The sequence below is a fragment of the Brevibacillus sp. HD3.3A genome (genome assembly GCF_013284375.2).
Lineage (GTDB): Bacteria > Bacillota > Bacilli > Brevibacillales > Brevibacillaceae > Brevibacillus > Brevibacillus parabrevis.
The window spans coordinates 6,002,861-6,029,091 of sequence record NZ_CP085874.1 but is presented as its reverse complement, the minus strand read 5'-3'; the positions used below and the strand labels follow the sequence as shown (position 1 = coordinate 6,029,091).

The following is a 26,231-nucleotide window of genomic DNA, read 5'->3' as shown; positions in this document are numbered from 1 at the left end:
GGCAGCAGCTAATGCCGGGTGCTTTTCGCGCTGAAAAGGGACAGACAAAATAGGAGAGGAGAGAGCGGGATGGCAGAAAATATCATCATGCCCAAGCTGGGAATGGCGATGGTGGAAGGAACGGTGATCGCCTGGAAAAAACGGGAGGGCGAGGCGGTCAAAAAAGGAGAGGGCATCGTCGATATCAGCTCGGAAAAAATTGAAATGGAAGTAGAGGCTGCAGCAGATGGCGTACTGCTGAAAATTGAAGTTCCCGCGGGTGGCGTCGTTCCTTATGGCACCGTGCTGGGGGTAATCGGGCAGCCTGGCGAATTGGCAGCCACTCCTGCGGTCGTTGCCGAGGCGCACGCCAAAGCCGAATCGGCTGCAACGCTGGCGACCGCTGACGGACAGAGCGCTGCGACAGGTACGAGTGCAGGTGCATCCATAGCCGCGACAGCTGTTCTGGAGCGCCCGCGCGATGGCGTGAAAATTTCTCCCGTAGCTCGCAAAATCGCCGAGGAAGCAGGGTTTGACTTCACCACGATTGCCGGGACAGGGCCGCAAGGAAGAATCACCAAGGAAGATGTAGAGCGCGCGATCAAGGCTGCGCAGGAAACCGCAGCACCGCCAACGGCAGCCCAGGCAGCTCCCGTAGCTATCGCAGTAGAAACAAGCGAACGGGCAGCCGACCGCGCAGCGGAAAGCCAGCTGGAACGCATCCCTGTCGCTGGCATGCGCAAGGTGATTGCCGAGCGGATGTATCAGAGCCTCCAGCAGAGCGCCCAGCTGACCATCACGATGCAGGCGGATATTACAGAGCTTTTGCAGCTAAAAGAGAAGCTCTCGCCGGAAATCGAGAGCCGCTATCAGCTCAAGCCGTCTGTCACGGACTGGATTGCCCGAGCAGTAGTCTTGGCGCTTGCCAAGCACAAGCAAATGAACAGCGCGCTTCTGGACGACCGGATCGAGCTGTATGACGACATTCATTTGGGTGTGGCGGTAGCCCTCGACAAAGGTCTGGTCGTCCCGGTCGTCCGCCACGCCGGAAAAATGACGCTCGTGGAGCTGTCGCGCCAGCTGAAATCAGTGAGTGCGCGTGCCAAGCAAAATCAGCTCGCACCGGAAGAAATGAAAGGCTCGACTTTTACGATTACCAATCTCGGCAGCTACGGCGTAGACACGTTTACCCCTGTGTTGAACCCGCCGGAAACCGGAATATTGGGCATTGGCGCGGCAAAAGACACCCCCGTGTTCGTCGGTGACGAGTTGCAGCGACGAAGCCTTTTGCCACTCTCGCTGACTTTTGATCATCGCGTACTCGACGGCGCTCCGGCAGCGGCGTTCCTGGCGACAGTCCGGTCTTATCTGGAAGCGCCGCACAGTCTGCTGATCTAGGAGGGAAGAGCATGTACGATATCGCGATCATCGGCGGAGGCCCTGCGGGTTACGTAGCTGCCATCACAGCGGCGCGTGCCGGGAAACAGGTTGTGTTAATCGAGAAAAAGGAACTCGGCGGCACTTGCCTGAACGAAGGCTGCATGCCGACAAAAGCGCTGTTGGAGTGTGCAGACACGTATCAGCACGTGCTTCATGCCGAGCGCTTTGGCATCGAAAATGCTGCTGACCATGTACAGGTCAATTGGGCAAAAATCAACGCCTACAAACAAAGCATCGTGCAAAAGCTGACCGGCGGCGTGCACTATTTGATGAAGCGCAATCAGGTACAAGTGATACGCGGCAGCGCAGCCTTTGAAAATGAGCGTGCGCTCCTGGTAGAGACAGCCAACGGCACGAGCAAAATCGAAGCAGAGAAGTTCATCGTAACGACGGGGGCGGAGCCGATCGCCCTGCCTTTTGCCCCATTTGATGGCGAATGGATCATGCACAGCAGCCATTTCTTGTCGCTGGAGACACCTCCGCCTGTGCTCGTAATCGTAGGCGGGGGAGTGATCGGCTGCGAGTTCGCTTCCGTATACAGCAGGCTGGGGAGCCAGGTGGTCATAGCGGAGATGGCTGAGCAGCTGTTGCCGGGAGAAGACCCGGACATTGCAGCGTTTCTGGAACGAAGCTTGAAACAGCAAGGAGTGCAGATTCATCTTTCCAGCAGTGTCGAGGCGCTCGATCGCACGACGCAGACGGCGCGCATCCGTACACCGGAAGGAGCGGCGGAAATAAAGGCCGATGCTGTGCTGGTTGCGATCGGAAGGAAGCCGCGTTTGGACGGACTGCTGCTTGAGCGGGCAGGGGTCAAAGCTACAGCGCGCGGGATAGAGGTAAACGAGCGAATGCAGACAAGCCAGCCGCATATTTTCGCGGCGGGTGACGCTTGCGGTGGCATCCAGCTTGCCCACGTGGCCTTTCATGAAGGCGAAGTCGCTGCCCGCAACGCATGCGGGGAAGAAGCCATGCTTAACCTGCGCGCGGTGCCGCGCTGCATCTATACGTCGCCAGAGGTCGCTTCCGTCGGATTGACCGAGCGTCAGGCCAGGGAGAAATACGCTGGGCTGCTCGTGGGCGAGTTTCCTTTTTCAGCGAACGGCAAAGCGATGATTTTGCAAGAGACAGCGGGAAAAGTAAAAGTGCTGGTGGAGCCGACGTATCACGAGATCGTAGGAATTACGCTGGTTGGGGCGGGGGCAACGGAACTGATCGGCCAGGCCGCGCTCATGATGCATGCCGAAATGACCGCCGACGCGATGGAAAACTTTATCGCGCCGCATCCGACACTATCAGAGATTTTGACAGAAGCCGTACGCGGTGCGCTCGGGCACGCCATTCATGGCTAATGGGTCAGGGAGCAATTATGCCTCCACCATGCAGGAAAGCCCATCCTATGTTAAAATGAGCCGTAATTGGATGGAGGTATGAAATGCATGAGTAAATTGCCAAATTGCCCAAAATGTAATTCCGAGTACACGTACGAAGACGGAAGCATGCTCATCTGCCCGGAGTGCAGCCACGAGTGGTCACTGCAAGGGGATGCCGAGGATAGCGGAGAAAAAGTCATCAAGGATGCAAATGGAAACGTCTTGCAAGACGGCGATACCGTAACAGTCATCAAAGATTTGAAGGTAAAAGGCACTTCCCTGGTAGTGAAAATCGGGACGAAAGTAAAAAACATTCGCCTCGTTGACGGCGACCACGATATTGACTGCAAAATCGACGGCTTCGGCGCGATGAAGCTGAAATCCGAGTTTGTGAAAAAAGTATAGAGATTGCCAGGCCAGCTTCCGTGGAGGAGCTGGTTTTTTCATTCTTGTTTGCGGGAGGCACTATGATTCGCTAAAATACACGTATGCATTTCCAATAATAGGATGATTTCAGCGATTTCATCAGAAGTGATGAGGTGAGTGTCGATGCAATTTCTTGATGCCAACAAGCAATGGACGCCAGAATTTATGCAATATATCGAGCAAACAGCGAAGCCATCTGTCAAGTTAACGCTCTCCAAAGAGCCTGCGACGATAACCGACAGCAAAGTGGGAGGAACGCCGTGGCTGCCTCCGCAACTCTCGATCCCGCAAGACGAAGACGGAAGAGATTATTTGTTCATCGCGCAAATCAATTGGGCACAGATGCCACCGTTGGAAGGGTATCCGACGAGTGGACTTACCAGCTTTTTTGTAAAACAGGACGATACTTTCGGCTTGCTCGACCAGGCTTTTCACGTCTGGCATTTTCCTGACGTGATCGACTCGGAGCAGATCGATCCGTATCAGCCCGAAGACCCCGAGTTGTACAGTCCCGTTTTGGGCGGCCCGTACAAGCTGACGGGCAAGCTGGAAAAACAGCTGATTCCTTACAAAAATCACAGGGCAGATCAGTACCAGCTCCCTACCGATCAGGATGAAGTGGCCTATTCGAAATACTGGGATCTGACAGATGCAAGCGGGTCGCGGATCGGAGGCTACCCTTACTTTTCGCAGGACGATGTCAGAGAAGAAGAAATGGAGCTGCTCTTTCAGCTGGATATGGAAGGCGATCACAAGAGTTACTATGTTTCTTGGGGCGACAGCGGGGTAGCGAACTTTTTCATTCGCAAGCAAGATTTGCTTCGCTTGGATTTTTCCCAAGTTTTTTATACGTGGGATTGCTTGTAATTATTTTGACCAAAAGGGGTGAGCACGCAATGGTGCGTATAGCGGATGTTCAGACTTTGATTCAGGAAGCGAAAAAAACAAGATTCAAATACTTGCTGTTCTGGGGCCACACTCCAAAGCAGCAGGGCGTTGTCGATAAAGCGTGCTTCAGCCAGTGGTATCCGGCTGCTTTCGAGGAGGATGGCGTCCGCTACTTGACGGCAGAGCACTACATGATGGCAAAAAAGGCGGAGCTGTTTGGCGATCATGCAGTACGTGAGGAAATTCTCCGCGCACAGCATCCGAAGCAAGCGAAAACATTGGGACGAAAAGTTCGCTCCTTCGATGAAAAAATTTGGGATGCGCACAAAAGCGAGATCGTCCGCCAGGCGAACCTGCTCAAATTCGCGCAACATCCCGATTTGAAACAGTTTTTGTTGAATACACAGGACCGGGTTCTGGTTGAAGCAAGTCCGTACGATCGAATTTGGGGAATTGGTCTGGGGGCGGATCATCCACATGCAGAGCGTCCTGAGCATTGGCGCGGTGAAAATTTGCTCGGTTTTGCGCTGATGGAAGCAAGAGAACAGCTGCGGTCGTGATCAGCCTTCGGGAAGGAGCAGGGGCATGCGAATTACAAAAATGGCGCAGGAACCGATCGAGCAATTCCCCTACCTGACAGCGGGAGCGGGCGACAAAGGAGTCATCCAAAGCTGGCTGCCGATTTATTTGGGGGAAATGGCTGAGATGCCAGATTGGTGCGATGCCGTTATCGTGACATCTGATTTGCAGGGTGTGACGGAATCTGACGAGCATGAGCAAGTGTTGCTGGGAGAAGTGCTGCCAGCCTTTGTTTCGCTGTTGCTGCAAGTCGAGAAGCTGTCGGTACGTCCGGAGCGCACGCTAGTATTGCTGTGCGGTGATTTGTACGCCGATCCGCTAAAAAGGGGAAGCAGCGGCGATCCACTCTCCGTGTGGACTGCTTTTCGCCAAGAGTTCGGGCATGTAGTCGGTGTGGCGGGCAATCACGATTTGTTTGAAGCAGATTCTATCGGGAAGCTGCGCAATATGGAGCGGGTCAAGCTCATTTCTGAACCGGAAATCGTACTGGCGAATCAGCTTCGCATCGCGGGTTTGGGAGGAATTATTGGCCGTTCGGACAAAGCGAATCGCCGGGATTTGCCGTCATTTTTGCAATCGCTTGCGGCGCTACTGCGAAAGGAGCCGGATGTGTTGCTGTTGCACCAGGGGCCAGACGAGCCTGCTCTGGGGCTTCCGGGAGTGGCGGAAATCAGAACGAAGCTGCAACAGCACGCTCCTACGCTGGTTTGCTGCGGACATGTGCATTGGGCGGAGCATTTGGTCGAGTGGACACAAGGGACGCAAGTATTGAATGCGGATGGGAAATTGTTTGTGTTTACGAGGGCAAACGAAAAAAGTGATTGAGCAAGGTTTCCCGTTGCCAACCACTTTTTTCAATTGGAACGGTTTAGGAAAGTCAGAACAGCTACGACAAACATAGCTTGTTCAGCTTTTTGGCGTTACTTCGCGGAAGAAGCAGCAACGCGCAACTGCTCATTTTTCATCAGAAGAGTAGAGAAGTTTTGAACAGAGGCAGAGAAAGGCTTTTTGCCACCTTTACTTTTAAAAGTTGGGATCATAACCATCACGTAGTCCTCCTTTCCTATGGTATGGGAATATCTTCTATAGGATAGCATTTAAGTTTCTTTACCGTCAATTGGCTGTTTGGTCATGCCCAAATAGGCGACAAGTCGGGATAGCTCCACTCTGTAGATGTTTTCCTGACCAAAATGCCCCTCTTGCTCACCGACAACCTGCGCGAATTTGGAATAAAGCCGATTCAGGTAGTCATCTTCACAACGCGCACAAAACTCAACATATCGCGCTTGATGATTGACGGCTTGAATCTGCTCTGCGAGATAGCGAAACCCCCGCAAAAACACTCTGCTGCTTCGATAGTCCAGGGAGACGAAGACAGAGTGGATGAAAGCAGTCTCCCCGTCTGGAGCTGCTTCCCGCTCCGCATTCATGAATTGATAATGCCCCCAGCCAATCACTTTGGTCGACCCCTCCTCGATCAAAATGACTTGCGAGTCGGAAAGAAAACCAAGGAGATGAATGAGAGAGTCGGCGAGCGAAAAGGACGGGCTGAATGCATGACGGTTTTGCAGAAAAAAGAGCGTAAACTGGGCGTAGTCAAGATCGCTGTTACAGCTTCTAAATTGGACGAGCATCCCGTTCCCCTCCTGCTATTTTTTTCGTTCCAGTATGATTTGTCTGACATGGGCATCAATCTCAGGATGTTTGGTCAGGATGTAGAGCAATACTTTGCGTTGCAGCGTCAAACATACGCAAGGCGCAAGGGCCGTCACAGTTGCTGTCCGGGGAACATCCTCCAGGAGAGCGATTTCGCCAAAATGGTCGCCATCTTCCAGAACGGCAAGCCGGATGGGGCCTGACTCGGCCTCGCCAGACTGTTTGCTGACTTCGACACGCCCCCGGGCGATCAGGTAGAACTTTTCACCTGTCTCGCCTTCCGTGATGATCGGCTGTCCGGCTGCGAACGTCTCTGTATTGAACAGATGGGAAATATCAGCCAGTACGTCGGAACCGACACCGCGGAAAAACGGGAGCATGGACAAGCGCGCCGGATCGATGGTTGCTTCCTGGCCGCTATCCGAGATGGACAAGCCGCTTTGCTTGTCCCACAGCTCTTTGTAGTACCCGTCTTTTGCCAGAAGCTGCATGTGGCTGCCAGCGTCGACGAGCCTGCCTTGTTCAAACACAAAAATTTGATCGACTCCCGTGATGGAAGCGAGGCGGTGTGTGACGGTAATGACCGTCCGATCGCGGGACAATCGTTCAAATGTCCGGTTAATCGCCGCTTCCGCTATCGGATCGAGGGCAGAAGTCGCTTCATCGAGCAAAAGCAGTCGCGGATTGCGCAAAATCGCGCGGGCAATCGCCAGCCGTTGCCGTTGACCGCCTGAAAAATTGCTGCCTTCGTCCAACACCATCGTGTCGTACTGATCGGGCAGCGTCATGATGAAATCATGAATTTCCGCCTGTTTGGCGGCTTCGACGATTTCCTGCTGCGTTGCATCCGGTTTGCCGAGCCGAATATTTTCAAGCAGCGACCCGTGAAACAAAAAATGATCCTGCAAAACAATGCCGAGTTGTTCACGGTATGAGCCGCGGTTTAGAGATTGCAGGTTTTGGCCGTTTAGCCGGATCGCTCCGGAATCAGGCTCGTAAAAGCCGAGCAAAAGCTGGAGCATCGTGCTTTTCCCGGAACCGCTGGCACCGACAAAGGCAGCTTTCGTCCCTGCGGGGATGTGCAGGGTCACATCGCGGATCACCGGATGGTCGGACTGGTAGCCAAACGTAACACCATCTACAGTCACGTCCGGCACAAGACTTGGGAGCGGCGGAGCGTGCGGGTTGTCGAAAGCTTCGCGCTGCTCCGAAAACACTTTTTGGATGCGCTCCATGCTGACTTGCGCATCCGTAATGATCGGGAGTGTAAAAGTCAGGTTAAACACAGCGTTGCCCATCGATGTATACATGGTGAAGAAAGCGACGAGCGAACCGATTGTAATATGGCCTTTGAGGGCGAGATAGGAGCCGAAGCCAATAATCGTGAAGTTGATCAGCAACAGACTGACCATCGGGAGCCGTTCCAATTGCGCGTTCATCATATTTTTGCGGTAGCTGCTGAGCAATAGCGACTGGAGCCTCGTGTTGAACTTGGCGATCATGGCTTGTTGTAGGTTGAAGCCTTTGATGACTTTTTGCGCCTTCATGTTTTCCTGCACGTCGCTGGTCAGTGCGGCCAGAAGCTCTTTGTAAGCGGAGTTGATCGCTTGGGCGCGCTTGCCAAGCAAATACGGTCCGAGAAAAATCACGATTGCTCCTGCCAAAATGCACAGGGCAAGCGTCCATTCGAGATAAAACAGGACAATCGTGCTGATGATGACAACCGCGAGAGACTGCAACCCTGTCGTGAACAGGACGCCTATAGCTCCTTCGATGGCGGGGAGATCCACGGAAAAATGCGAAACCAAATCACCGGAGCGGGACTTTTGATAGAAGCCGATCGGCAGATGCTGCATGTGAGCGAACAGCTTTTTTCGCAAATCATTTTGCACACGGGCATTCAGTTTGGCGAGGGCGTAGTCACTGACTACTCCTGCGGCAAGGCAGATGACACCCGTGATGCCGAGCACGAGCATGATCAAGCTGAAAAAGCTCATATCTTTTGGCTCAATCGCTTTGTCGATAATGATTTTGAAACTGAGGGGAGCAAAAGATATGAAAGCGAGGTCAAGAGCGAGCGTGAGGAAAAACAAAGTGGCCAACAACTTGTGGGGACGTATGTAGCCCAGTAAGTTTTTGAGAACAGCCAGCATGGTAACGTCTCCTTCTATGAGTTGAAAAGCGCCGTTTGACGGAATTGGGAAGCATAGCTTTGCCACTCGGAAAAAGAAGCCCGATACTCATCGAGCGGACCAGAGTCCGTTTCCAGGCTGGCAGTGAGCGAGGATATTTTGCTGAACAGCCTGCGCAAAGAGTCGTCGGAAGGGGCAAAAAATCGGAACTCCTGTACCTGTTCCTCGCCATGGGCAAGGTACTGCGTGAAATACTGTAAGGCGTACAGAAACAAACGAGTGCAGCGGTGCTCTTCTGCGATGCAGGCAACTTGGATTTGGACAATATGCCGATCTTCGTACTGGCGTTCACCTGTTCCGCGAATGTACGAAAATGCCCCGATCACCTGATTGTCCTCGTTGCAAATGAGAAAAGCAGCTTCCCCCATGAGCAGAGGGCTGGCAAGGAAGCTCAGCGTAACGGGGAAAGGGTAAGGCAGGCGAATATGCGCGTAATTTTCCAACAAAAATGCCAAATAGGCATCGTAATCCAATTCAGAAGAACAGACGGAAAAGGAGTAGTTCATTTGCTCCAATGCGCCTCCTTGGTTATGTCATTGGTTAAGAATACCGTATTTTGTACGCATGGTAAATTGGTCTGATCACAGAAGCGCTGACCATCTGTCGTTCTTTTTGCAAATTTTGACGCAGATAAAAAGGAATTAGGAGGAAAGGCGCAGAATATTCGATTACCACGATTTTCCCATCCAGCTATCCCGCCTGTTTTCCCATCCAACATGTCGCATCCCATGAAGTGAGGTTACTGCATTGATCAAAGACGTTGTGAGTCGTTTGTTCACGCATGGACAAACGAAGATCGAAGGGCCGCTTTTCCGGCAAGTTTTGCTGCTGACGCTTTTTTACACGCTCATCATGATGGCGACTGTCATCGGGACAACTACGGCAGACACGCTGTTTTTGAGTCACTACGACACGAAGCAGCTTAGCTACATGTATTTGTATATTACGATAGCGGTTGTGATCGCGGGTATCCTTTTCCAGAAGCTTTCCGAACGAATGCCGGCGCATCGCTTGCTGAATCAATCGATTTTGTATGTCGGTCTGTTCAGTGTTTTGACGGGACTGGCGTTGAAAACAGGAGCCGCGTGGATTTATCCGGTGATGTTCGTGGGGTATGAAGCGAACAGTGTGTTGGTTACGATGGCATTTTTTACGTTTATGGCATCCGTACTTGATGCGAGGCAAGCAAAGCTCCACATCGGCACCGTGGCAGCTGGTGGTGTCGGCGGTGCGATTGTCGGTGGCTTCGTGACCAGTACCATGGCTCCCCTGATCGGCACCGAACAACTGGTTTACGTCTTCGCAGCCCTTGTCTTGTCCGGTTTGTGGTTTGTCAGACGACTTTCTGCGGCATATGATACGCATGAAAAGCTCACTCCTCCTGATAGCCCTCCTGGAAATGATCAAGCACCAGACCACCCTCAAGGAAATTTGTTCAAACAAATCCCCATTCTCAAATACATTGCTGTCATCATCGGGACGATATCCGTCGCCATTACCCTTAGCGATTATCAGTTTAAAATGACGCTGGCGCAAAGCTTGACAGAAGAAGAGCTGGCCCGGTTTCTCGGCCAATTTTACAGTGTAGCTGGCATCATCTCTTTCATCTTTCAGATTTTTATCTCGACTCGTCTGCTTACCCGTTATGGAATTGTCCCGTCTTTTCTTGTCATGCCGCTTTGCATGCTGACAAGCTCAGTTGCCTTCTGGTTTGCGCCCGTTCTCGCCGTCGCCGTTGTCATGAAAGGCAGCTACAGGGCTTTTGCCGAGACGATTCACCAATCGGTCAGCGAGCTGATGTACTTTCCGATTCCGGCTCATTTGCGGGGCAGGGCAAAAGGACTGGTCAACGGCGTGATCGACTACGGGATGAGCGGTGTGGCAGCCATCTTGCTCATCGTTTTGGCAGACCGCATCAGCTTGACCAGTTTCAGCTTCATCACGGTGCCCATGCTTGCTGTCGCTGTCATCGCCATTTTTCCCGTGAAAAAAGAATACGTGCACATGCTGCTCGCTACTTTGCGCACCAGACAGGAAGCGGCGGAGCTTGACTTGTCCGTGTTGCAGGCTCCGTATCTCATCAAGGTGATGGAGGATCGCAGCAAAGAGACGTCTGACATGGAGCGGCTGCACGCATTCCGACTGTTGGCGCGGCTTCCGGGGATTTCGCTGACACGGCATCTGGAAGCGCTTTTGCGGGAAGCTCCGCCCGTGCTGCAAATCGAAGTGTTGCAGTATATCGAGCAAGAGAGAGTACCTTCCTGGAAACCGTATGTGTTCCCTTTGCTCCACGCGGAGAATCGCCAACTGCGCGCGCAAGCTATTCAAACATTTGCGGCATATGCCGATCAAAGTGAAAAAAGAGTGTTGCTGGATTGTTTGCACGACCCTGCCATGGAGATTCAGTTTGCCGCCATTTATGGACTGCTCAAGTATTTTGGCCCGGATGAACAGCTGTACGCTTCGCTCCAGAGCTTGCTGCACGATGTCAGCCCATCTGTGCGGCGCCTTGCACTGGCAACAGCGGGTAAACTGGCCGATGAGCGCTTGCTCCCGGATCTTTTCCAGCAGCTTGCGAACTCCGGATTGAAAAAAGAGGCGCTCGCCGCTTTGTCCGGGTTTCCGGTGGAGACGTTGCTTATGCAGCTTCAAGCCGAATGGGACCGACCGGAAGCCGACGAGACAATCTCCCATTTCACTGCGCGAATCGTAGGACAGCAGGCTGATGCAAAGACGTACCCATTTTTACTGCAAGCGTATGAAAAGGCACCGACGAGCATTCGAAGCGAGATCGCAGATGTGCTGGTCAAGCTGAAGACGGGGGAGCCGCAGGACAGTCAGCGGCTTGCGGGGTTGCTTGAATTGGAAGTGCGGCATGTCCACAATGGACTGCGCGCCTTGCAGGAGCTGAGTCCGCATCCAGACACGGCATTGGTTATGGATGCTTTGCAATACGAAATAGAAGTGAGCATGAAAAATATGTTTGCCTTGCTGGCGCTGCTTTACGAGAGAAGATCGATGGAAATGATCCGGTTCAATCTGGAGAGCGGCGACGAGCGGCAAAAGGCAAATGCACTGGAAGCTTTGGATCAATGGCTGTCCAATCAACTGCGTGCGCTAATATTGCCTGTTGTTCTCGCGAAGTACGACAAGCAGTCGATGGCCAAAAAGGCAGATGCGCATGTATGGCAGTCTCTTTTTGCAAAAGGAGATGCCTGGTTGCAGACTTGCCTGACTTATTTGTCCCATGCGGATCGATCCTTCGTCTGGCAGAGCGAAAGAGACTTGACCGAGGAGGAGCACAAACGGCTGACCATCGTGGGCTTCCTCAAACGAACAGGCTCATTCTCCGATTTGCCAGGCGGCATATTGGCAAAGCTGGCTGCGCGCATGTCTCATCGCGATGTGGAAAACGGCACGGCGATCATTCGCCAGGGAGAAATGGGGCAGGCGATGTACTTGCTGCTTCGGGGCGAGGTCGATGTCGTCAAAGATCACCGCGTCCTGCAGCATTTGCAGGAAGGCGAACTTTTTGGCGAGATGTCCCTGTTTGACAGGGAGGAACGCTCTGCTAGTGTAATCGCCACTTCTCCGGTCACCATTGGCATGATTGACGAGGAAGAATTTGCGGATTTGCTGCACGGCAACATGGAGTTTGCCCTGCGCGTAGCGAGTGTGCTGAGCAGGCGCATCAGGGCGATGAATGAGACGGGCGGGGGGCGGAATTTGCAGAGCAGGGATGTTCCCGAATTACCCGATCAAGCCAGCCGGACGATTCCGGATGAAGCGGAGAGAGCTACCCCATCATTGACAGAAAAGCTCATGGTTTTGTTCAAGGTAGATATGTTTGCCTCCTTGTCCCATAGCCAATTGGCAGCTTTGGCCGAAGGAACCACAGAAGTGAGGTATCGCGCAGGTGAAACGATCGTGCATTACGGTGAGACGGGGGATGCCATGTACGGCATTATCGCGGGCAGCGTTCGTGTGGAGCGCGAAGGACGAGCGATTGCCGAGCTGCACCAGGGAGATGTTTTCGGCGAGATGGCTTTGTTGGAGCGTTCCCCGCGCTCGGCAACCGTAACAGCGCTGGAGGATGCGAGACTGGTGAAAATCAGTGATGAGCTGTTTTACGATTTTTGCCTGGAAGACGAGACGGTCATTACAACGATCATCGCGGCACTGGCGGCAAGACTTCGCCGGATGACCGCAGAAGCGGCAAGCGAAGGGGCAGATGTACGCTGAACATGAGCATGGCACAGGAAGCCGCCCCCGGTTGCTGATAAAGGAGACGAAGGGAAAGTGAGTGCATTTAGCCAGTTTGACGTATTGTTTCTCGCCCATTTGATCGGCGACTATTTGCTGCAAACAGAGTGGATGGCCAAGTACAAGGCGCAGCAGTGGAGACCGCTTTTGGCTCATTGCTTTGTGTATACGCTGGTCGTGGGCATTGTAGCGTTTTTGTTTTTGCCGGGAGGACTTTCCTGGTGGGCGATTGGCCTGATTTTTGTGTCCCACGTCATTTTGGACCGCAGAGGGTTCGTCGGTTTTTGGTATCGTCGCGTAATGGGTGTGACAGACGAGAAGAGCAAATGGCTGATGATTATGGTCGACCAAATTTTCCACCTGATCATTCTCGCAGCAGCGGTAAGCATTTCTGTCTGAGTCTGAGTGCAGCGACGATGGAGTAAGGAGACGAAAGAGCGATGAATAAAAAAATCCGGAATTACTTGCTTGCGGGCAACGTCCTGACGTTCCTGCTTTGTCTGGCTTTGCTGTTTACCGGGTCATTGCAGGTGCTGGGCCGGGCCTTGTACGACTACAATCAGCAGACGACGATGACCCACCAGCCGAACGAAGATATTATCGTGATCGAGATCGATCAGGAGTCGCTTGATTTGATCGGCACGTTTCCCTGGCCGCGCGATATTTACATACCGCTGCTGGAGCAGATCGCAGGCGCCAAGGCGATCGGCTTTGACATCACGTTCACGACGAAGAGCGAAGATCCTGCTGTCGACCAGGCTTTTGCTGCCGAGCTTGCCAAGCATAACAATGTCATTATTCCTTCCTATGCCGAGATGGAGAACTTTTTCCGCAAAGAAACCAAGGTGAAAAAGGACGAGCTGGTGAAGGGGCAGGCTCTGTACAAGCCGATACCCGAGATTGCCGCCGCTTCCCAAACCGCGCATATCAACGCGTTGCTTGACGAGGACGGAGCTATTCGGCGCACGTGGCTGATGCTGGATACGCCGGAAGGGCCGATCCCGTCGATGGCGTACAAAATGGCGGAGATGGCCGGGGCCAACGTCCAAAACTTTTTAACCGACAATCCGCAGGCGGAAATCCCGATCAAGTACAACAGCACGACAAAAGATTTCATGAGCATCCCGTTTTACATGGTAGTAAACGGTGAGGTGCCGCCGGAAACTTTTCAGGATCGGATCGTCCTGATCGGCTTTGCGGCAGCAGGAACAGACGCCCATCCTACTCCTGTCGACAACCATATGTACCTCGTATACGCGCACGCCAACATTATCGATCAACTGCTGCGTCACGAAAAAATCGCGATAACCGATCAGTGGTACGTGCTGTTGCTGATGCTCGTCATCATGGTCTGCTCGGTCTGGGTAACGTGGCGGACGAAAACAGTAACGAGCATCGCGCTGCATTTTCTCGGTACGGTGGCGCTGCTAGGCGGTCAGTGGCTGCTCTATTCCTCGACTTTGCACCACTTCGACGTGATTTACCCGCTCGTGGCGCTGTGGCTTGTGTACGTGGTGAATCTCGCGGTGAAAACTTTTTTCGAAATGAAGCAAAAGCAGTTTATTACCAAGCAATTCGGGCGTTATCTGTCGCCAGAGCTGGTGAAAGAGATCGCCAAAAGCGATGCGGAACTGCCCCTTGGCGGCGTCAACAAGGAACTGACGATTTTGTTTTTGGATATACGCGGATTTACCCCGTTGTCTGAAAAGCTGAAGCCGGAGGAGATCGTCGATTTTCTCAATATGATGTTTGACATGATTACCAATCAGGTGCTGGCGAACAAGGGCACGATCGACAAGTTCATCGGGGATGCGGCAATGGTGTTGTTCAATGCCCCTTTGGATGTCGCCGATCATGAGTATTGCGCTGTGAAAACTGCTCACGAGATTCAGAATGGGATGAAAAGTGTGCAGGCACATATTTTGCAAAAATACGGCGTCGAGGTCAGCATCGGCATCGGCATCAACACGGGTAATGTGGTAGTCGGAAACATCGGCTCTTACTTGCGGGTGGACTACACAGCCATTGGAGATGCGGTGAACACGGCCGCGCGCATCGAGTCCAATGCTTCCGCCAACCAGATTCTCGTGTCGGAGGAGACGTACAGGCGGACGAAAGATTTTTTCCACTATCGCGATGTGGGTGAAAAGCAGATGAAGGGCAAAAGCGAGGCTATACGGCTGTACGAGGTCGTAGACTTCCTTGCTGCGCCCCGCTAACAAAACGTGAGAGGTGAGTGACAAGTGATGGATCAGCCGATCAAACAACCTGTCGGGCTGGCAAAAGTGTTGACGGTCCTTGGCATGCTCTGTTTCCTCCTGCTGGGAATGGCTACAGGGACAGAGGCAGAGACGGCCCGGGTAGCCAAGGTCGAGCAAGTGACAGGGACTGTGATGGTGAAAAAGGCAGGCGGCACGAAAGAGTACAAAGCGTTCAAAAGCATGAGCCTGAACAAAGGGGATCAAATATCGACAGGCCCCAAATCAAGTGTAGTGCTCTCCATTGTGGATCGCGATGATGAGATTACCGTCAACGAAAATACGATCATCTCGCTGGCGAAGCTGCAAGAGGCGGCAAATGGCAAGCAAACGAGCGTCCAGGTGACATCAGGTTCAGCGTACATCAAAGTAAAATCGCTGACGAAGCAATCCGATGAGTTTTCCATCCAGACGCCGACTGCGATCATGGGAGTGAGAGGGACACAGTTGCAGGTGACTGTCGACCCGCTGACAGGCAAAAGCAGTGTTTTTGTGGCAGCAGGGAAAGTCCAGGCAGAAAATCGTACGGACAGCAAGCAGGTCATGGTGTACCCGTTGATGCAGCTGTCCATGTTCGATGGAAGCAAGCAACAGCCGCCAGCTTCCCAGGTCGCTTTTATTCGCCCGGAGGATCTGCTCAATACGATGTCGCCTGCGCTGCTGGAAGCGATGATTCGCAACAAGGCGATGATGGATCAGGAAAACGATGAGTGGATCGAGCAAATGAAGCGGCATTTGACTGACAAAGCAGCAACAGGAGAGCTTCCAGGCCTTCCGCTGAATGAACAAAGGGATTTGGAAGAATACGCAAATAACATGAACGTCTGGCTGAATAACTTGGTCAAAGAAGCTCTGGCAAACAACAAGGTGTCAGAGAGCGATATCCGCGATCTGGTCAATCAGGTCAACAAGGATTTGCAGCGGAAAATTGAACTGAGCGGGAACGTTCCTCCGGTCGAGTGGAGCGAGCTGCAGCAGCAAGAAGCACGAAACAAGCTGCTGGAATTGGAGCGGGAACGGCAACGAAAAGCGCTGGAAGAACAAAAGCAGCGCAATGCTGCTAGAGAAAACATTTTGCAGAAAATCCAGGAAGAGCAGGAGCGCCTTGAAAAGCTGAGGGAAGCAGCGCGTCAGCAGGAACTGGACAAGCTGAAAAATAGCATACCGACGGTTCCGACAGGATCAGGTACAGGAACTTCCGGAGGCGGAGGCGGTTCTGGCTCAAGTGGCTCCGGTTCGGGAGGTTCGGGAGGCTCAGGAGGTTCCGGCGGTTCCGGCGGCAAGGACAAGGACCCGGGAAAAATCGTGCGCATCGCTGATCTGGAAGAAACGATTCGCGCAGGAGTCAGCTATCATTTGCCCGGTACAGTCCTGGCTCAAATGGAAGATGGCACAAAAAACAAAGTTTCTGTGACGTGGGAGCAAACGACAATCCATACCGACAAGACGGGAAGCTTCTCTTTTATCGGGAAAGTGAGCGATTACAAAAACGACGTCCGTCTCCTTCTCCACATCTATGCGCCGTTTGGGAAACCAGTCAAGCTGCACAGTGGAACCATGTTGTTCGACAAAGGCTTCGAGCTGGATATGGGAGCCAATCCACTGCCGGAACAGGCAACGGTAACGATTCGAGAAGTGAAGCAGGAAAGTGCGTTGGAACAGGCTGGTCTTGTCCTCAGCTTTGCCTTTGAAGGGATTGAAGTGAAGCAGCCTGTCACATTGTCTTATCCGTTGAAGGCACGAGAGAGCCGGGCGGACGTCGGCGTCTTTTACAAGCGCTCAGATGACCGTTGGGAATACGTGCACGGAACCAGCGTAGTTGATGGCCGGGTCATTGCCAGTGTGGAGCATTTCTCCACGTACGGCGTGTTCCATGCTCCACAGGCAGCGCCAGTGCTTGCTTCGCCAGAGGCGGGATTGGTGGACGGAAATCCTGATATTACACTACAGACAGATACGCCGGGTGCAACCATCTACTATAAAAATGGCGGTCGCTATGAGCGCTACGAGCCGGGTTCGACCATTCATCTGACCACAGGAGCGGTAGAGGCTTATGCCACCGCTGACAACATGCGGGACAGCGAGGTGGCGAGATATGCCTATACCACGGTGTCAGCGAGCGTAAAAGACAGTCAGCATGTCGAGCTTACTTTTTCTGAACCGATTCAAAGCGGCTCGGAAGCTGGCGTTACTTTGCAAAATGGCCGATTCTACCGTTTTGACATCCCGGCAGTGAACGGCTCGCAAACGTTGGCAGTCGCAAGTGGAACGCAAATTTCAGATCACACCGTTCTGTTGACGCTGGCAAGCGATACTTCGACGATGCTGCAAAATCGTTATGTCGTGAAGTTTTACGACGAGTCTGGCAGCTATGCGGCGCAGAGCAATTCGTTTTTGCTCGGCTACGTGCCCGAGCAGCCCAGACCACAACCTGAGCCGGAAGTTGGCACCATCGATATTGATATCGGCCAGGACGGATGGGTTTATATCAGATGGGATCAGGTGCAAGATGCAGAAAGATATGAAATTTGCCTGACGGACAATGCGTGCGAGACGCTTTTGCAGCCCGCAGGCCCAGGTCAGCTGGAGTATGAGTTCAAGGACTTCTCGTATCGGCAAAAGTATACGGTGGACGTGACCGCTTACAATGCGCGCAACCAGATTATTGCCAAAGGAAGAGACTTTTTCAGAGTAGTAGCCGAACCGGAATATATGAACGTAGGAGCAACAGCCACCGGATCATCGGTCAGAGTCACCTGGAATGAGGTGAGCGACACGGTTAAGTATTCGGTTTGCCTGGAAGATACGTGCGAGGAAGTTAGCAATAGTCAGGAATACACCTTCGCCAATGTGTCAGCAGGGAGCTATGAAGTCAAAGTAAGGGCATTTGATGAGTTCGATCAGGTGGTGGGCAGGGGATATGCAGATGTCACCGTGGAAGAGCCGGGCCCAGGTCCGATTCCTCCACCACCGCCGCCACCTGTCGAGCCAGGGCCAAGCCCGCTCGTTCAGCTCATTCAAAACAGGCCGCTGTTCAGCCAGCTTCTCTAGCAGAGATCATCGAACAGCGGACAAGGAGGGACTTTCGCATTGATACGTAAAAAGCGAAGCATATCGAAGGCAGCTGTGTTGGGCGTGTTTGCTCTGGCTGTATGGGCAGGTGCTGTCCCGGCATTTGCGGCGACAACAGAACCTGCCCCCGTGGCAGACAAAAAGATCGTAGCTGGCTCAGGACAAACGGGCGATGAAAACGGTGCCGCCCTGTCCGCATCGTTTCGCGAACCGTCGGGGATTGTCGTCTTGCCCGACGGCGCCGCCTATATCGCGGACTCCGCAAACCACAGCATTCGCAAGCTGGCTGCCGGACTCGTATCCGATTACGCCGGGCTGACGGTATCCCGCGATGCAAAAGGCTTGCCGGAAGGAATGTGGCTCGATGGCCCACTGAATCAGTCGATGTTTCAACAGCCTCAAGGCATGGCAGCAGATGCACAAGGAAACCTGTACATCGCAGATACCGGCAACCATGTCATCCGCAAAATCACCACGCAGGGGACGGTCACGACGCTTGCCGGGGATGGCGTGCAAGGACACCAGGATGGGACAGGAAAAGCAGCGCGTTTCTACTCCCCTGGCGATCTCGCTGTCGCTGCTGACGGAACGATTTACGTGGCAGATACGTTAAACCATGCGATTCGCAAAATTACCGCGGATGGCAAAGTGACGACCTTGAACAGCCTGTCGGAGCGGATTGTGCAACTTGCCCCCGGATATGTAGAGCGAGCGGGTGATTTTCGCGACGGAAAGCTGAAAGAAGCTAAGTTCAATGAGCCAACCGGAATCGCCATCGATGGACAAGGCAATCTGTACGTGAGCGACACGGGCAACCAACGGATTCGCTATATCGATCTGAAAAACGGGACGGTAGCTACCGTAGCGGGGGCTGCCACGCTGACTTATCCGCAAGACAGCCTGTACGCAGCGGGAGGCCAGGCAGACGGAGAGGCAAGTTCCGCCCAATTCCAGTTTCCAAAAGGAATCGCGGTAACAGCGGAAGGCGGACTGGTAATCGCCGATAGCCGCAACCATGCGATTCGCTACTTGCATAATGGCAAGGTCACTACGCTGGCTTCCTCGTTTGATCAGCCAGTCGATGTGGCAGCAACAGGGCAAGGGAGCATCTGGGTAACAGATTCGTCCGCCCAGACCATTTTTCAGGTGAGCCTTCCGCCGCAGAGCAAATAGACGTAACGCTTGCAACGACCTCTGATTCATGGAGGTCGTTTTTCTTTTTCAAAAAATCTACGTCTACAGGCGAAAGAACTCCCTGCACAGGTAGAGGAGGGCAAGCTTGATTATTACTATCAAAAGTAACCCCCTGCTATCGTCACTCACCTGTACAAATGACCGAAAAACAAAATGAGCTGAGAAAGGGAGAGGAAAATGGAAATCAAACAAATGGACGGGCAGCCGATTTACAAAGCTGTCGCTGCTACGACCGTAGACGTTCACCAATTCACGCAAGAGCTGGATGGCATTTTGGCAGCGCAAAAGCCTTTCGGGTTGATGATGGTCAAGCCTAGGGAAGCGGGCGAGGAACGCAATCAGGAGGCAGACCGCGAGTTCAGGAACACCATGGCAAAGTGGCTAAAAGCAAACAAGCCGAAAATGAGCACGTATTGCGTCGGTCTGGCGACGATTGCCTCGAACGAAGCGGAATGGCAAAAGTACGCCGAGTCAGCAGCGAAAATGACCAGCAGCATATACGGCTGCCCGGGAGCCATGTACCTGGAGGAAAATGAAGCGGCGGCCTGGTTGCAAGAGCAGATCAACTACTACGCGACCAAATGGAAGCTGAACGAATTTTAACAAAGAAGTGCCGTGAAAGCTTGTCTTGAAAAAGACAAGCCTTTTGCTGTTTGCAGACAAGCATGCCCTGGTCTGTGGGCGCAGCTTTGCCGTAAACAAAATGACGTTAATTATCGCAATGAACTTAAAAGCGTTAATCAGCACAATATTTATTTTGAAAATAGCGGTTGTTACAATAAACCCGTCCTTCATCGATAATAATTCTCATTATCATCAAGAGGGGGTAAACAAAGAAATGAGCAAAAAAAGCAGATTCAGACAGTGGGGGCATCTCGCTTGGAGTCTTGCCCTGGCATGCGCGGTCGTCCTGACCGGATGCGGCAGCAGCGAGACAAAAAATCAGGCTGCCAGCCAGGACAGCGCACAAGCTGCACAAAAACGGACAATCAAGCATGAGCTTGGCGAAACCGAGATCACCGGAGAGCCGAAACGTGTCGTGGCACTGGAGTTTTCTTTTGTCGATGCGTTGTGGGAGCTTGGTGTAACCCCTGTGGGCATTGCTCACGAAAAAGAAACCGATGTAGAGGGACTGCTCGGACAAAAGATCGAATACACGTCTGTCGGCACGCGTCAACAGCCGAATCTTGAAGTCATCAGTACGTTGAAGCCTGACTTGATCATCGGCGATTTGAACCGCCACAAGGACATTTACAAGGAGCTGCAAAAAATCGCTCCGACAATCATCCTGAAAAGCCGCAATTCGACTTACCAGGAAAACTTGACTTCATTCACTGCAATCGGGGAAGCGCTGAACAAGCAAAAAGAAGCCGAGCAGCGCCTGGTCAAGCATAAGGCTGTCATCGACGAGCTGAAAAAGAACATTCCTGCCGGAGATTCCCGCACCGTGATGCTCGGCGTGTTCCGTGCAGACTCGCTTTCGGCACACGGAGCCAAATCGTTTGACGGTGAATTGCTGGAAATGGTCGGGATCAAAAACGCCATTCAGGATGCAGCAGAACCGACCGTGAAAATCAGCCTGGAGCAAATGGTGCAGTGGGACCCGGACGTCATTTTCCTCGTGGAAGCTGACGATGCGCTGCTCTCGGAATGGAAGCAAAACCCGCTGTGGAACAACATCACCGCCGTGAAAAACAAAGAAGTGTACCAAGTGAACCGCGATCTGTGGACGCGTTACCGCGGCTTGAAATCGGCGGAAAAAATCGTCACAGAGGCCAGCGAGATTTTGTACAGCAAGAAGAAGTAAAGGAAGCATGACACATGGAAAGGAAAGGGGCCGGATTGCGATCTGGTCTTTTTCTGTTTGGTTCTGATGAGAACGCATGAGGCTGCCAGAGCTTCGCAATGGCGCTGCCAAGCCTTCCATGGATCGCGTGCGCAGGAGGTGCTTACTAGCTTGATGACCATGAGACGAACGAATAAACGTTCCCTCGTTCAGACGTGTATTTGCCTGACAGTGCTGCTCGCTATCGGATTATGGCTCAGCCTGTTTACGGGTGTAGCCGCGATTCCGCTTCAGACCGTTCTCAAGCAGTGGAGCTTGACGGAACCGTCCAAGGAGCTGCTCATTTTTCAAACGATTCGCCTGCCGCGAGCCGTTCTGGGAGCGTTGATCGGAGCGAATCTCGCCGTAGCCGGAGCGTTGATGCAAGCCATTACCCGCAATCCGCTCGCTTCGCCGCAAGTTTTTGGCGTCAATGCCGGAGCGTCGCTTGTCGTCGTCCTGGCGATCCTTTTTTTGCCTAGCATCGGTTCGGCAAACTTGATTTACTTCGCTTTTGCCGGAGCGATCCTCGGGGGCTTCACTGTGCTGGGGTTTGCCTCTTCCAGAGGAATGACCAACTTGAAGATTGCGCTGGTCGGGATGGCGGTACATCTGCTGCTGACCTCCATTACAAAAGGATTGATCATTTACAATGAGCACATTTCCGACGTCATGTTTTGGCTGTCCGGCTCGATCAGCGGAGCGACTTGGGCGGATGTCCGAATGATTTTGCCCTGGTCTGTGCTTGGGCTGGCGCTTGCAGCGGGCTTGGCTGGGTCATTGTCGGTCTTTCGGCTGGGCGAGGAAGTAGCGATGGGCTTGGGGCAAAAAATAGTGGTCGTGCGGCTATTGGCTTGTGCAGCTATTGTAATACTGGGCGGAGCGTCAGTAGCTGTCGCGGGGGCTGTCGGGTTTATCGGGCTGATGATCCCGCACATTGCCAGAAAGCTGGTCGGCACAGATTATCGCGCGGTCATTTTTGCCTCTGCCTGGGGCGGGGCTGTTTTGGTGACGTACTCGGATGTTGTCGCCCGCTTGATTTCGTTCCCGTTTGAGTCGCCGGTCGGGATTGTGACCGCTTTGCTCGGCACGCCCTTTTTTCTTTACTTGGCGCGAAAAAAAGGGAGGGAGCTGGTGTGAAGGTGGGTACAACAGCAGCGAGCAGCAAACGGAGTTCGCGTAAAGCCATCGCTCTGTTTGCCCTGGCAGCGGTGACGATTGTGGCGGCGTTTCTTGGCATGAGTGTCGGTTCTGTTTACGTTGCTCCCGGCCAGATCGTGGCGATTTGGACCGGAGAGTCGTCCTCGCTGTCGTTCATCGTGGAAAACTACCGCTTGCCAAGGGCGATTCTGGCGATTTTGGCGGGAGCGGGCTTCGCGATTTCCGGAGTGATTTTGCAAGGGATGATTCGCAACCCGCTTGCTTCCCCGGATGTGATCGGAGTAACAAAAGGAGCGGGCTTGTTCGCCGTAGCGATTATTTTATTTTTCCCCCATGCATCTCCGCTCGTGCTTCCGCTGTTCGCCTTTCTGGGGGCGTTGGCCGTTGCGCTTGCCCTGATCGCGTTTGCCAGAAAGAGCGGGGCGCAGCCGAGTACATTTGCGCTCGTCGGTCTGGGGGTAGGGGCGGTCTGCCAGGCATTGACGGAATTTGTTCTGGTGAAATACCCGATGCAAGCCAACGATTCGCTCGTATGGCTGGCGGGAAGCTTGTGGGGAAAAGGCTGGGATGAAATATACGGCTTGCTGCCCTGGCTTTGTGTCCTGATTCCTGCCGCTTTCGCCTTGCATCGGCAACTGGATATTATCAGCCTGGACGAGCACAGCTCTACGGGGCTTGGCCTTAGGGTCAGCCAGTCCCGCTACGGATTGTTGCTGCTCGCAGTCGCATTGGCAGGCGCTTGCGTCGCTGCGATTGGCTCCATCGGTTTTATCGGGCTGCTCGCTCCGCAAATAGCGCGCAAGCTGTTTGGCAACCAGCACCGGATGTTGTTGCCGGGAGCGGCGATCATCGGGGCGCTGATTTTGCTCATCGCAGACGCGATCGGGCGGGGAGTGAATCCGCCAGTCGAGATTCCCGCGGGAATTTTGACAGCGCTGATCGGTGTGCCCTACTTTTTGTACCTGGTGCGGGTGGAAAAGAAGCGAACATAGCACATGCAGGCAAAAATAACCCAAGAGGAGCCGTCTGTCTTGCGAAACTAGCAAAACAGGCGGTTTTTTCGCTCTATGCGCCGCTGCCTGATCGCCAAAAGGCACAGCCCGCAAAATCATAAAATGACGGACAGGGGCCAATGCTACTATTGGCAGCTTCCTTCCCGCTAATTTCCTTTTATGGTAGACTGTCATGTAAGTGTTTGACGCCCTTCATTCCTAATTAATCAGGTGGTACACACATGCGCTCTATATGGCAGATTTACAAGACGGACTGGATCAATATTTTCAAAGTACCGACGGGGATTTTCCTGATCATCGCGATCATCCTGCTTCCTTGCCTGTACGACTGGGTGAACATCAAGTCAGTCTGGGACCCGTACGCCAATACCCAAGGGGTAAAGGTTGCGGTGACGAGCGAAGACAAGGGCGCGACAGTGATGGACAAAGAGATCAATATCGGGGAAGAGCTGCTAAAAAGCTTGCAGCACAATGAAAAGCTGGGCTGGACGTTCGTGACGAAGGAAGAAGCCGAACGCGGCGTGGATCGCGGCGATTATTACGCCAGCATCCTGATTCCCGCCGACTTTTCCGAAAAGATTACCGGAATCGTCAATGGTCGGCTGGACAGGCCCGAAGTCATTTATACCGTCAACGAAAAAGTAAATGCCGTGGCTCCGAAAATCACCTCTTCGGGTGTATCGGCGATTGCCAAGCAGATCAACGAGAGCTTCACGGAAGCGGTCAGCGAAGCGCTTTTGACCAAGCTGACGGAGATTGGCGTGAAGCTGGAGGAGCAGCTGCCGACCATTCGCAAGATCGAGAGCGGCATTTTCGAACTGGAAAGCAAGCTCCCGGAGATTCATGCGGCAGGTCAGAAAGTGTTGGAGATCGAAAAAAAGCTGCCGGACATTCATGAAAAAGCGCAAATCATCCCGGAAGTGGAGAAGCGCATCCCCGAGATTAACCAGGCGGCCGATGCTCTTTTGAAGATTCAGCAAAACTGGCCGCGCATCAACGACGCTGCTTCCGCCGTCATCGCGATGGAAGAAAAGCTGCCGATGATCGATCAGGCGGTCGGGCGCATCGTCGAGCTGGACCAAAACTTCGGCAAAGTGACCAATGCGGTGACTACGGCCACGCAAAAGGCCAGTCAGGCAATTGAGATTGTTTCGGCGGCACAAAATGCCTTGCCGCGCATCGGAGAATTGGCTGACAAGGGAGTCGATTTTGCCGATCGGCTCAATCAATTTTTCACGGCGCATGACGGCGCTTTTGAAACAATCGCTCCGCTCATCAAGCAAAATCTCATTTTGGCTCAGCAGGCGTCCGATGCGCTTGTGCAACTGACAGACAGGCTGCTGCAAATCAATCCCGAACGATTGCCTACAGCTGCCGAAGTGCAGGCTGTGTCTGACAAGCTAGGCAAAGCTGCGCGTATCGTCGAACACACCTCTGCGCTGGTCGACAAGCTGAACCGCTACATTCCGGGGCAGCCGCTGACGCCTTTTTCCGAGCGGCTCCATAAGCTGGAGGAGAAAATGCATCGGCAAATCGAGATTCTCGATACGATAGCAAAAGCGTTGGCAGACGGGAAAAAGCCCGCAAGAGACTTGAGCGAGAGTCTGAATCAGTTGGCGAAAAACACGAGTGCGGAGCTGGGAGACATCCTGGCGCGCTACGATAGCGAAATCGTTCCGAAAATCGCGGAGGGCATTGAAAAGCTGAAAACAGTCGTGGGCGATTCCGCCGAACTGCTGCAAAAAGCAAAAGACAAGCTGCCGGATATCGAGGCGATTTTGAAAGAGACAAAAGCCGGACTGGAACTGGGGCTGGCCGAGCTGAAACGAATCGAGCAGGAGCTGCCGCAGATTCAGGCGCGGGTCCATGAACTGGCGCAAACGTTGCAAAGCAAGTCCGAAGCGTTTGCCAAAGCGATCCACACGGCAGCGCCGTTCCTCAAGCAGCATTTGCCAGAAATCAAGCAAAAGCTCGACCAGGCGGCTGGCTTCATCCAAAACGATTTGCCGCAAGCCGAGGCGGAGCTGACCAAGCTGGCTGACTTTGTCCGCAACAAGCTGCCTGAGGTGGAGAACGGCGTCCACCGGGTAGCCGAGCTGGTGCGCGATGATCTGCCCAAGCTGGAGAGTGCGATTGCGCAAGCGGCGGACAAGCTGAGAGAGGTCGAGGCGAACAATCACTTTGCCGATCTCGCCAAGCTGCTGCGCGGGGATATCAAGCGAGAGAGCGAGTTTTTGGCAAGTCCGGTGCAGATCAAGGAAAACCGCAAATATCCGATTCCCAACTACGGTTCGGCAATGTCGCCTTTTTACGGAGTATTGTCGCTATGGGTAGGAGCGACCTTGCTGATTTCTTTGCTCAAACCAGACCCGGAGAACCCGGACGGACGCTACAAGCCGTACCAGCTGTACCTTGGCCGTCTGGGCACATTCGTGACAATCGGGCTGTTCCAGGCACTGTGTATTACGCTCGGTGACTTTTACATTTTGGAAGCGTATGTGGCGGACAAAGTTCCGTTTGTCCTTTTCGCGATGCTCGTCAGTATGGTGTTCGTGACGATCACGTATACGCTGTTGTCGGTATTCGGCAATGTCGGCAAGGGTATCGCGATCATTTTCATGGTCTTCCAGTTTTCCAGCTCCGGGGGCACGTTCCCGATCAGCATGACGGCGCCTTTTTTCCAGGCACTCAATCCGTTTATGCCGTTCACCTACGCGATCAGTTTGTTGCGTGAAGGGGTCGGGGGCGTCCTCTGGGAGACGGCGATTCGGGATATTCTCATGCTGTGCGGCTTCATCGGCATCAGTCTGTTTATTGCGCTGGCCTTGAAACGACCGCTGAGCGGGCTGATTCAAAAATCGATGGAAAATGCGAAGAAAACGAAGATCATCGGGTAATCCGCTCGGCCATGATGC

The 26,231-nt window shown here is 53.2% G+C and carries 20 protein-coding genes; 16 read left to right on the top strand and 4 right to left on the bottom strand.

The genetic code is table 11. The annotated features are described in order from the left end of the window. The first annotated feature begins 69 nt into the window (after positions 1-69). The 6 genes from HP435_RS28045 (at position 70) to HP435_RS28020 (ending at position 5,507) form a co-directional block, all read left to right on the top strand. Positions 70-1,377 (top strand): dihydrolipoamide acetyltransferase family protein, encoded by a 1,308-nt coding sequence (locus tag HP435_RS28045; RefSeq protein ID WP_173597242.1) that lies wholly within the window; start codon positions 70-72, stop codon positions 1,375-1,377. 11 nt (positions 1,378-1,388) lie between these two features. Continuing rightward, positions 1,389-2,768: a dihydrolipoyl dehydrogenase gene (lpdA, locus tag HP435_RS28040; RefSeq protein ID WP_173597243.1), complete on the top strand. Its 1,380-nt coding sequence runs from the start codon at positions 1,389-1,391 to the stop codon at positions 2,766-2,768. Between the two features lie 87 nt (positions 2,769-2,855). Further along, positions 2,856-3,194 (top strand): zinc ribbon domain-containing protein YjdM, encoded by a 339-nt coding sequence (locus HP435_RS28035; RefSeq protein ID WP_122962323.1) that lies wholly within the window; start codon positions 2,856-2,858, stop codon positions 3,192-3,194. 144 nt (positions 3,195-3,338) lie between these two features. After that, on the top strand, positions 3,339-4,082 hold the full coding sequence (locus tag HP435_RS28030) for a YwqG family protein (protein WP_173597244.1): 744 nt from the start codon (positions 3,339-3,341) through the stop codon (positions 4,080-4,082). Positions 4,083-4,111: 29 nt separating this feature from the next. Then, on the top strand, positions 4,112-4,663 hold the full coding sequence (locus HP435_RS28025; protein WP_122962325.1) for a riboflavin biosynthesis intermediates N-glycosidase: 552 nt from the start codon (positions 4,112-4,114) through the stop codon (positions 4,661-4,663). Between the two features lie 25 nt (positions 4,664-4,688). After that, positions 4,689-5,507 carry a metallophosphoesterase family protein gene (locus HP435_RS28020; protein ID WP_173597245.1) on the top strand — a complete coding sequence of 273 codons (819 nt, stop codon included), beginning with the start codon at positions 4,689-4,691 and terminating at the stop codon, positions 5,505-5,507. Between the two features lie 95 nt (positions 5,508-5,602). On the opposite strand, the gene HP435_RS29185 is transcribed toward HP435_RS28020, so the two are convergent. From HP435_RS29185 to HP435_RS28005, 4 genes are read right to left on the bottom strand one after another with little or no spacing between them, the layout of a single operon-like run. Beyond that, positions 5,603-5,731 carry a hypothetical protein gene (locus HP435_RS29185; RefSeq protein WP_255679194.1) on the bottom strand — a complete coding sequence of 43 codons (129 nt, stop codon included), beginning with the start codon at positions 5,729-5,731 and terminating at the stop codon, positions 5,603-5,605. A 48-nt stretch (positions 5,732-5,779) separates the two neighbouring features. Further along, positions 5,780-6,316: a GNAT family N-acetyltransferase gene (locus HP435_RS28015; protein ID WP_173597246.1), complete on the bottom strand. Its 537-nt coding sequence runs from the start codon at positions 6,314-6,316 to the stop codon at positions 5,780-5,782. Between the two features lie 15 nt (positions 6,317-6,331). After that, complete coding sequence (locus HP435_RS28010; RefSeq protein ID WP_173597247.1) at positions 6,332-8,491, bottom strand: ABC transporter transmembrane domain-containing protein; 2,160 nt, start codon at positions 8,489-8,491, stop codon at positions 6,332-6,334. A gap of 14 nt (positions 8,492-8,505) precedes the next feature. Continuing rightward, entirely contained in the window at positions 8,506-9,036 is a 531-nt protein-coding gene (locus HP435_RS28005) for a hypothetical protein (RefSeq protein WP_122962403.1), read from the bottom strand. 241 nt (positions 9,037-9,277) lie between these two features. Between HP435_RS28005 and HP435_RS28000 the strand changes: the two genes are divergently transcribed. The 10 genes from HP435_RS28000 (at position 9,278) to HP435_RS27955 (ending at position 26,213) form a co-directional block, all read left to right on the top strand. After that, positions 9,278-12,772: a cyclic nucleotide-binding domain-containing protein gene (locus HP435_RS28000; protein ID WP_173598945.1), complete on the top strand. Its 3,495-nt coding sequence runs from the start codon at positions 9,278-9,280 to the stop codon at positions 12,770-12,772. Between the two features lie 57 nt (positions 12,773-12,829). Further along, complete coding sequence (locus HP435_RS27995) at positions 12,830-13,192, top strand: DUF3307 domain-containing protein (protein ID WP_173598946.1); 363 nt, start codon at positions 12,830-12,832, stop codon at positions 13,190-13,192. Between the two features lie 41 nt (positions 13,193-13,233). Further along, positions 13,234-15,012, top strand: a complete 1,779-nt coding sequence (locus tag HP435_RS27990) for a CHASE2 domain-containing protein (protein WP_122962331.1) — start codon at positions 13,234-13,236, stop codon at positions 15,010-15,012. Between the two features lie 27 nt (positions 15,013-15,039). Next, positions 15,040-18,102 carry an Ig-like domain-containing protein gene (locus HP435_RS27985; protein WP_173598947.1) on the top strand — a complete coding sequence of 1,021 codons (3,063 nt, stop codon included), beginning with the start codon at positions 15,040-15,042 and terminating at the stop codon, positions 18,100-18,102. Between the two features lie 39 nt (positions 18,103-18,141). Continuing rightward, a complete protein-coding gene (locus tag HP435_RS27980) occupies positions 18,142-19,296 on the top strand; it encodes an NHL domain-containing protein (RefSeq protein WP_173598948.1) in 1,155 nt (384 codons plus the stop codon). A 198-nt stretch (positions 19,297-19,494) separates the two neighbouring features. Then, entirely contained in the window at positions 19,495-19,920 is a 426-nt protein-coding gene (locus HP435_RS27975; protein ID WP_173598949.1) for a hypothetical protein, read from the top strand. Positions 19,921-20,155: 235 nt separating this feature from the next. Next, the gene (locus HP435_RS27970) at positions 20,156-21,124 is read left to right on the top strand and encodes an ABC transporter substrate-binding protein (protein ID WP_173597251.1); all 969 of its coding nucleotides are present in this window, start codon (positions 20,156-20,158) and stop codon (positions 21,122-21,124) included. A gap of 153 nt (positions 21,125-21,277) precedes the next feature. Next, on the top strand, positions 21,278-22,282 hold the full coding sequence (locus HP435_RS27965; protein ID WP_173598990.1) for a FecCD family ABC transporter permease: 1,005 nt from the start codon (positions 21,278-21,280) through the stop codon (positions 22,280-22,282). A gap of 47 nt (positions 22,283-22,329) precedes the next feature. Then, positions 22,330-23,295, top strand: a complete 966-nt coding sequence (locus tag HP435_RS27960; RefSeq protein ID WP_304502711.1) for a FecCD family ABC transporter permease — start codon at positions 22,330-22,332, stop codon at positions 23,293-23,295. Positions 23,296-23,537: 242 nt separating this feature from the next. Continuing rightward, positions 23,538-26,213 carry a YhgE/Pip domain-containing protein gene (locus HP435_RS27955; RefSeq protein ID WP_173598950.1) on the top strand — a complete coding sequence of 892 codons (2,676 nt, stop codon included), beginning with the start codon at positions 23,538-23,540 and terminating at the stop codon, positions 26,211-26,213. Positions 26,214-26,231: the final 18 nt, after the last annotated feature.

What these genes read in the sequence shown, in the direction of transcription:
- HP435_RS28045 (WP_173597242.1), top strand. Translation starts at nt 70, where the DNA reads ATGGCAGAAAATATCATCATGCCCAAGCTGGGAATGGCGATGGTGGAA.
- lpdA (WP_173597243.1), top strand. Translation starts at nt 1,389, where the DNA reads ATGTACGATATCGCGATCATCGGCGGAGGCCCTGCGGGTTACGTAGCT.
- HP435_RS28035 (WP_122962323.1), top strand. Translation starts at nt 2,856, where the DNA reads ATGAGTAAATTGCCAAATTGCCCAAAATGTAATTCCGAGTACACGTAC.
- HP435_RS28030 (WP_173597244.1), top strand. Translation starts at nt 3,339, where the DNA reads ATGCAATTTCTTGATGCCAACAAGCAATGGACGCCAGAATTTATGCAA.
- HP435_RS28025 (WP_122962325.1), top strand. Translation starts at nt 4,112, where the DNA reads ATGGTGCGTATAGCGGATGTTCAGACTTTGATTCAGGAAGCGAAAAAA.
- HP435_RS28020 (WP_173597245.1), top strand. Translation starts at nt 4,689, where the DNA reads ATGCGAATTACAAAAATGGCGCAGGAACCGATCGAGCAATTCCCCTAC.
- HP435_RS28015 (WP_173597246.1), bottom strand. Translation starts at nt 6,316, where the DNA reads ATGCTCGTCCAATTTAGAAGCTGTAACAGCGATCTTGACTACGCCCAG.
- HP435_RS28010 (WP_173597247.1), bottom strand. Translation starts at nt 8,491, where the DNA reads ATGCTGGCTGTTCTCAAAAACTTACTGGGCTACATACGTCCCCACAAG.
- HP435_RS28005 (WP_122962403.1), bottom strand. Translation starts at nt 9,036, where the DNA reads ATGAACTACTCCTTTTCCGTCTGTTCTTCTGAATTGGATTACGATGCC.
- HP435_RS27990 (WP_122962331.1), top strand. Translation starts at nt 13,234, where the DNA reads ATGAATAAAAAAATCCGGAATTACTTGCTTGCGGGCAACGTCCTGACG.
- HP435_RS27985 (WP_173598947.1), top strand. Translation starts at nt 15,040, where the DNA reads ATGGATCAGCCGATCAAACAACCTGTCGGGCTGGCAAAAGTGTTGACG.
- HP435_RS27975 (WP_173598949.1), top strand. Translation starts at nt 19,495, where the DNA reads ATGGAAATCAAACAAATGGACGGGCAGCCGATTTACAAAGCTGTCGCT.
- HP435_RS27970 (WP_173597251.1), top strand. Translation starts at nt 20,156, where the DNA reads ATGAGCAAAAAAAGCAGATTCAGACAGTGGGGGCATCTCGCTTGGAGT.
- HP435_RS27965 (WP_173598990.1), top strand. Translation starts at nt 21,278, where the DNA reads ATGACCATGAGACGAACGAATAAACGTTCCCTCGTTCAGACGTGTATT.
- HP435_RS27955 (WP_173598950.1), top strand. Translation starts at nt 23,538, where the DNA reads ATGCGCTCTATATGGCAGATTTACAAGACGGACTGGATCAATATTTTC.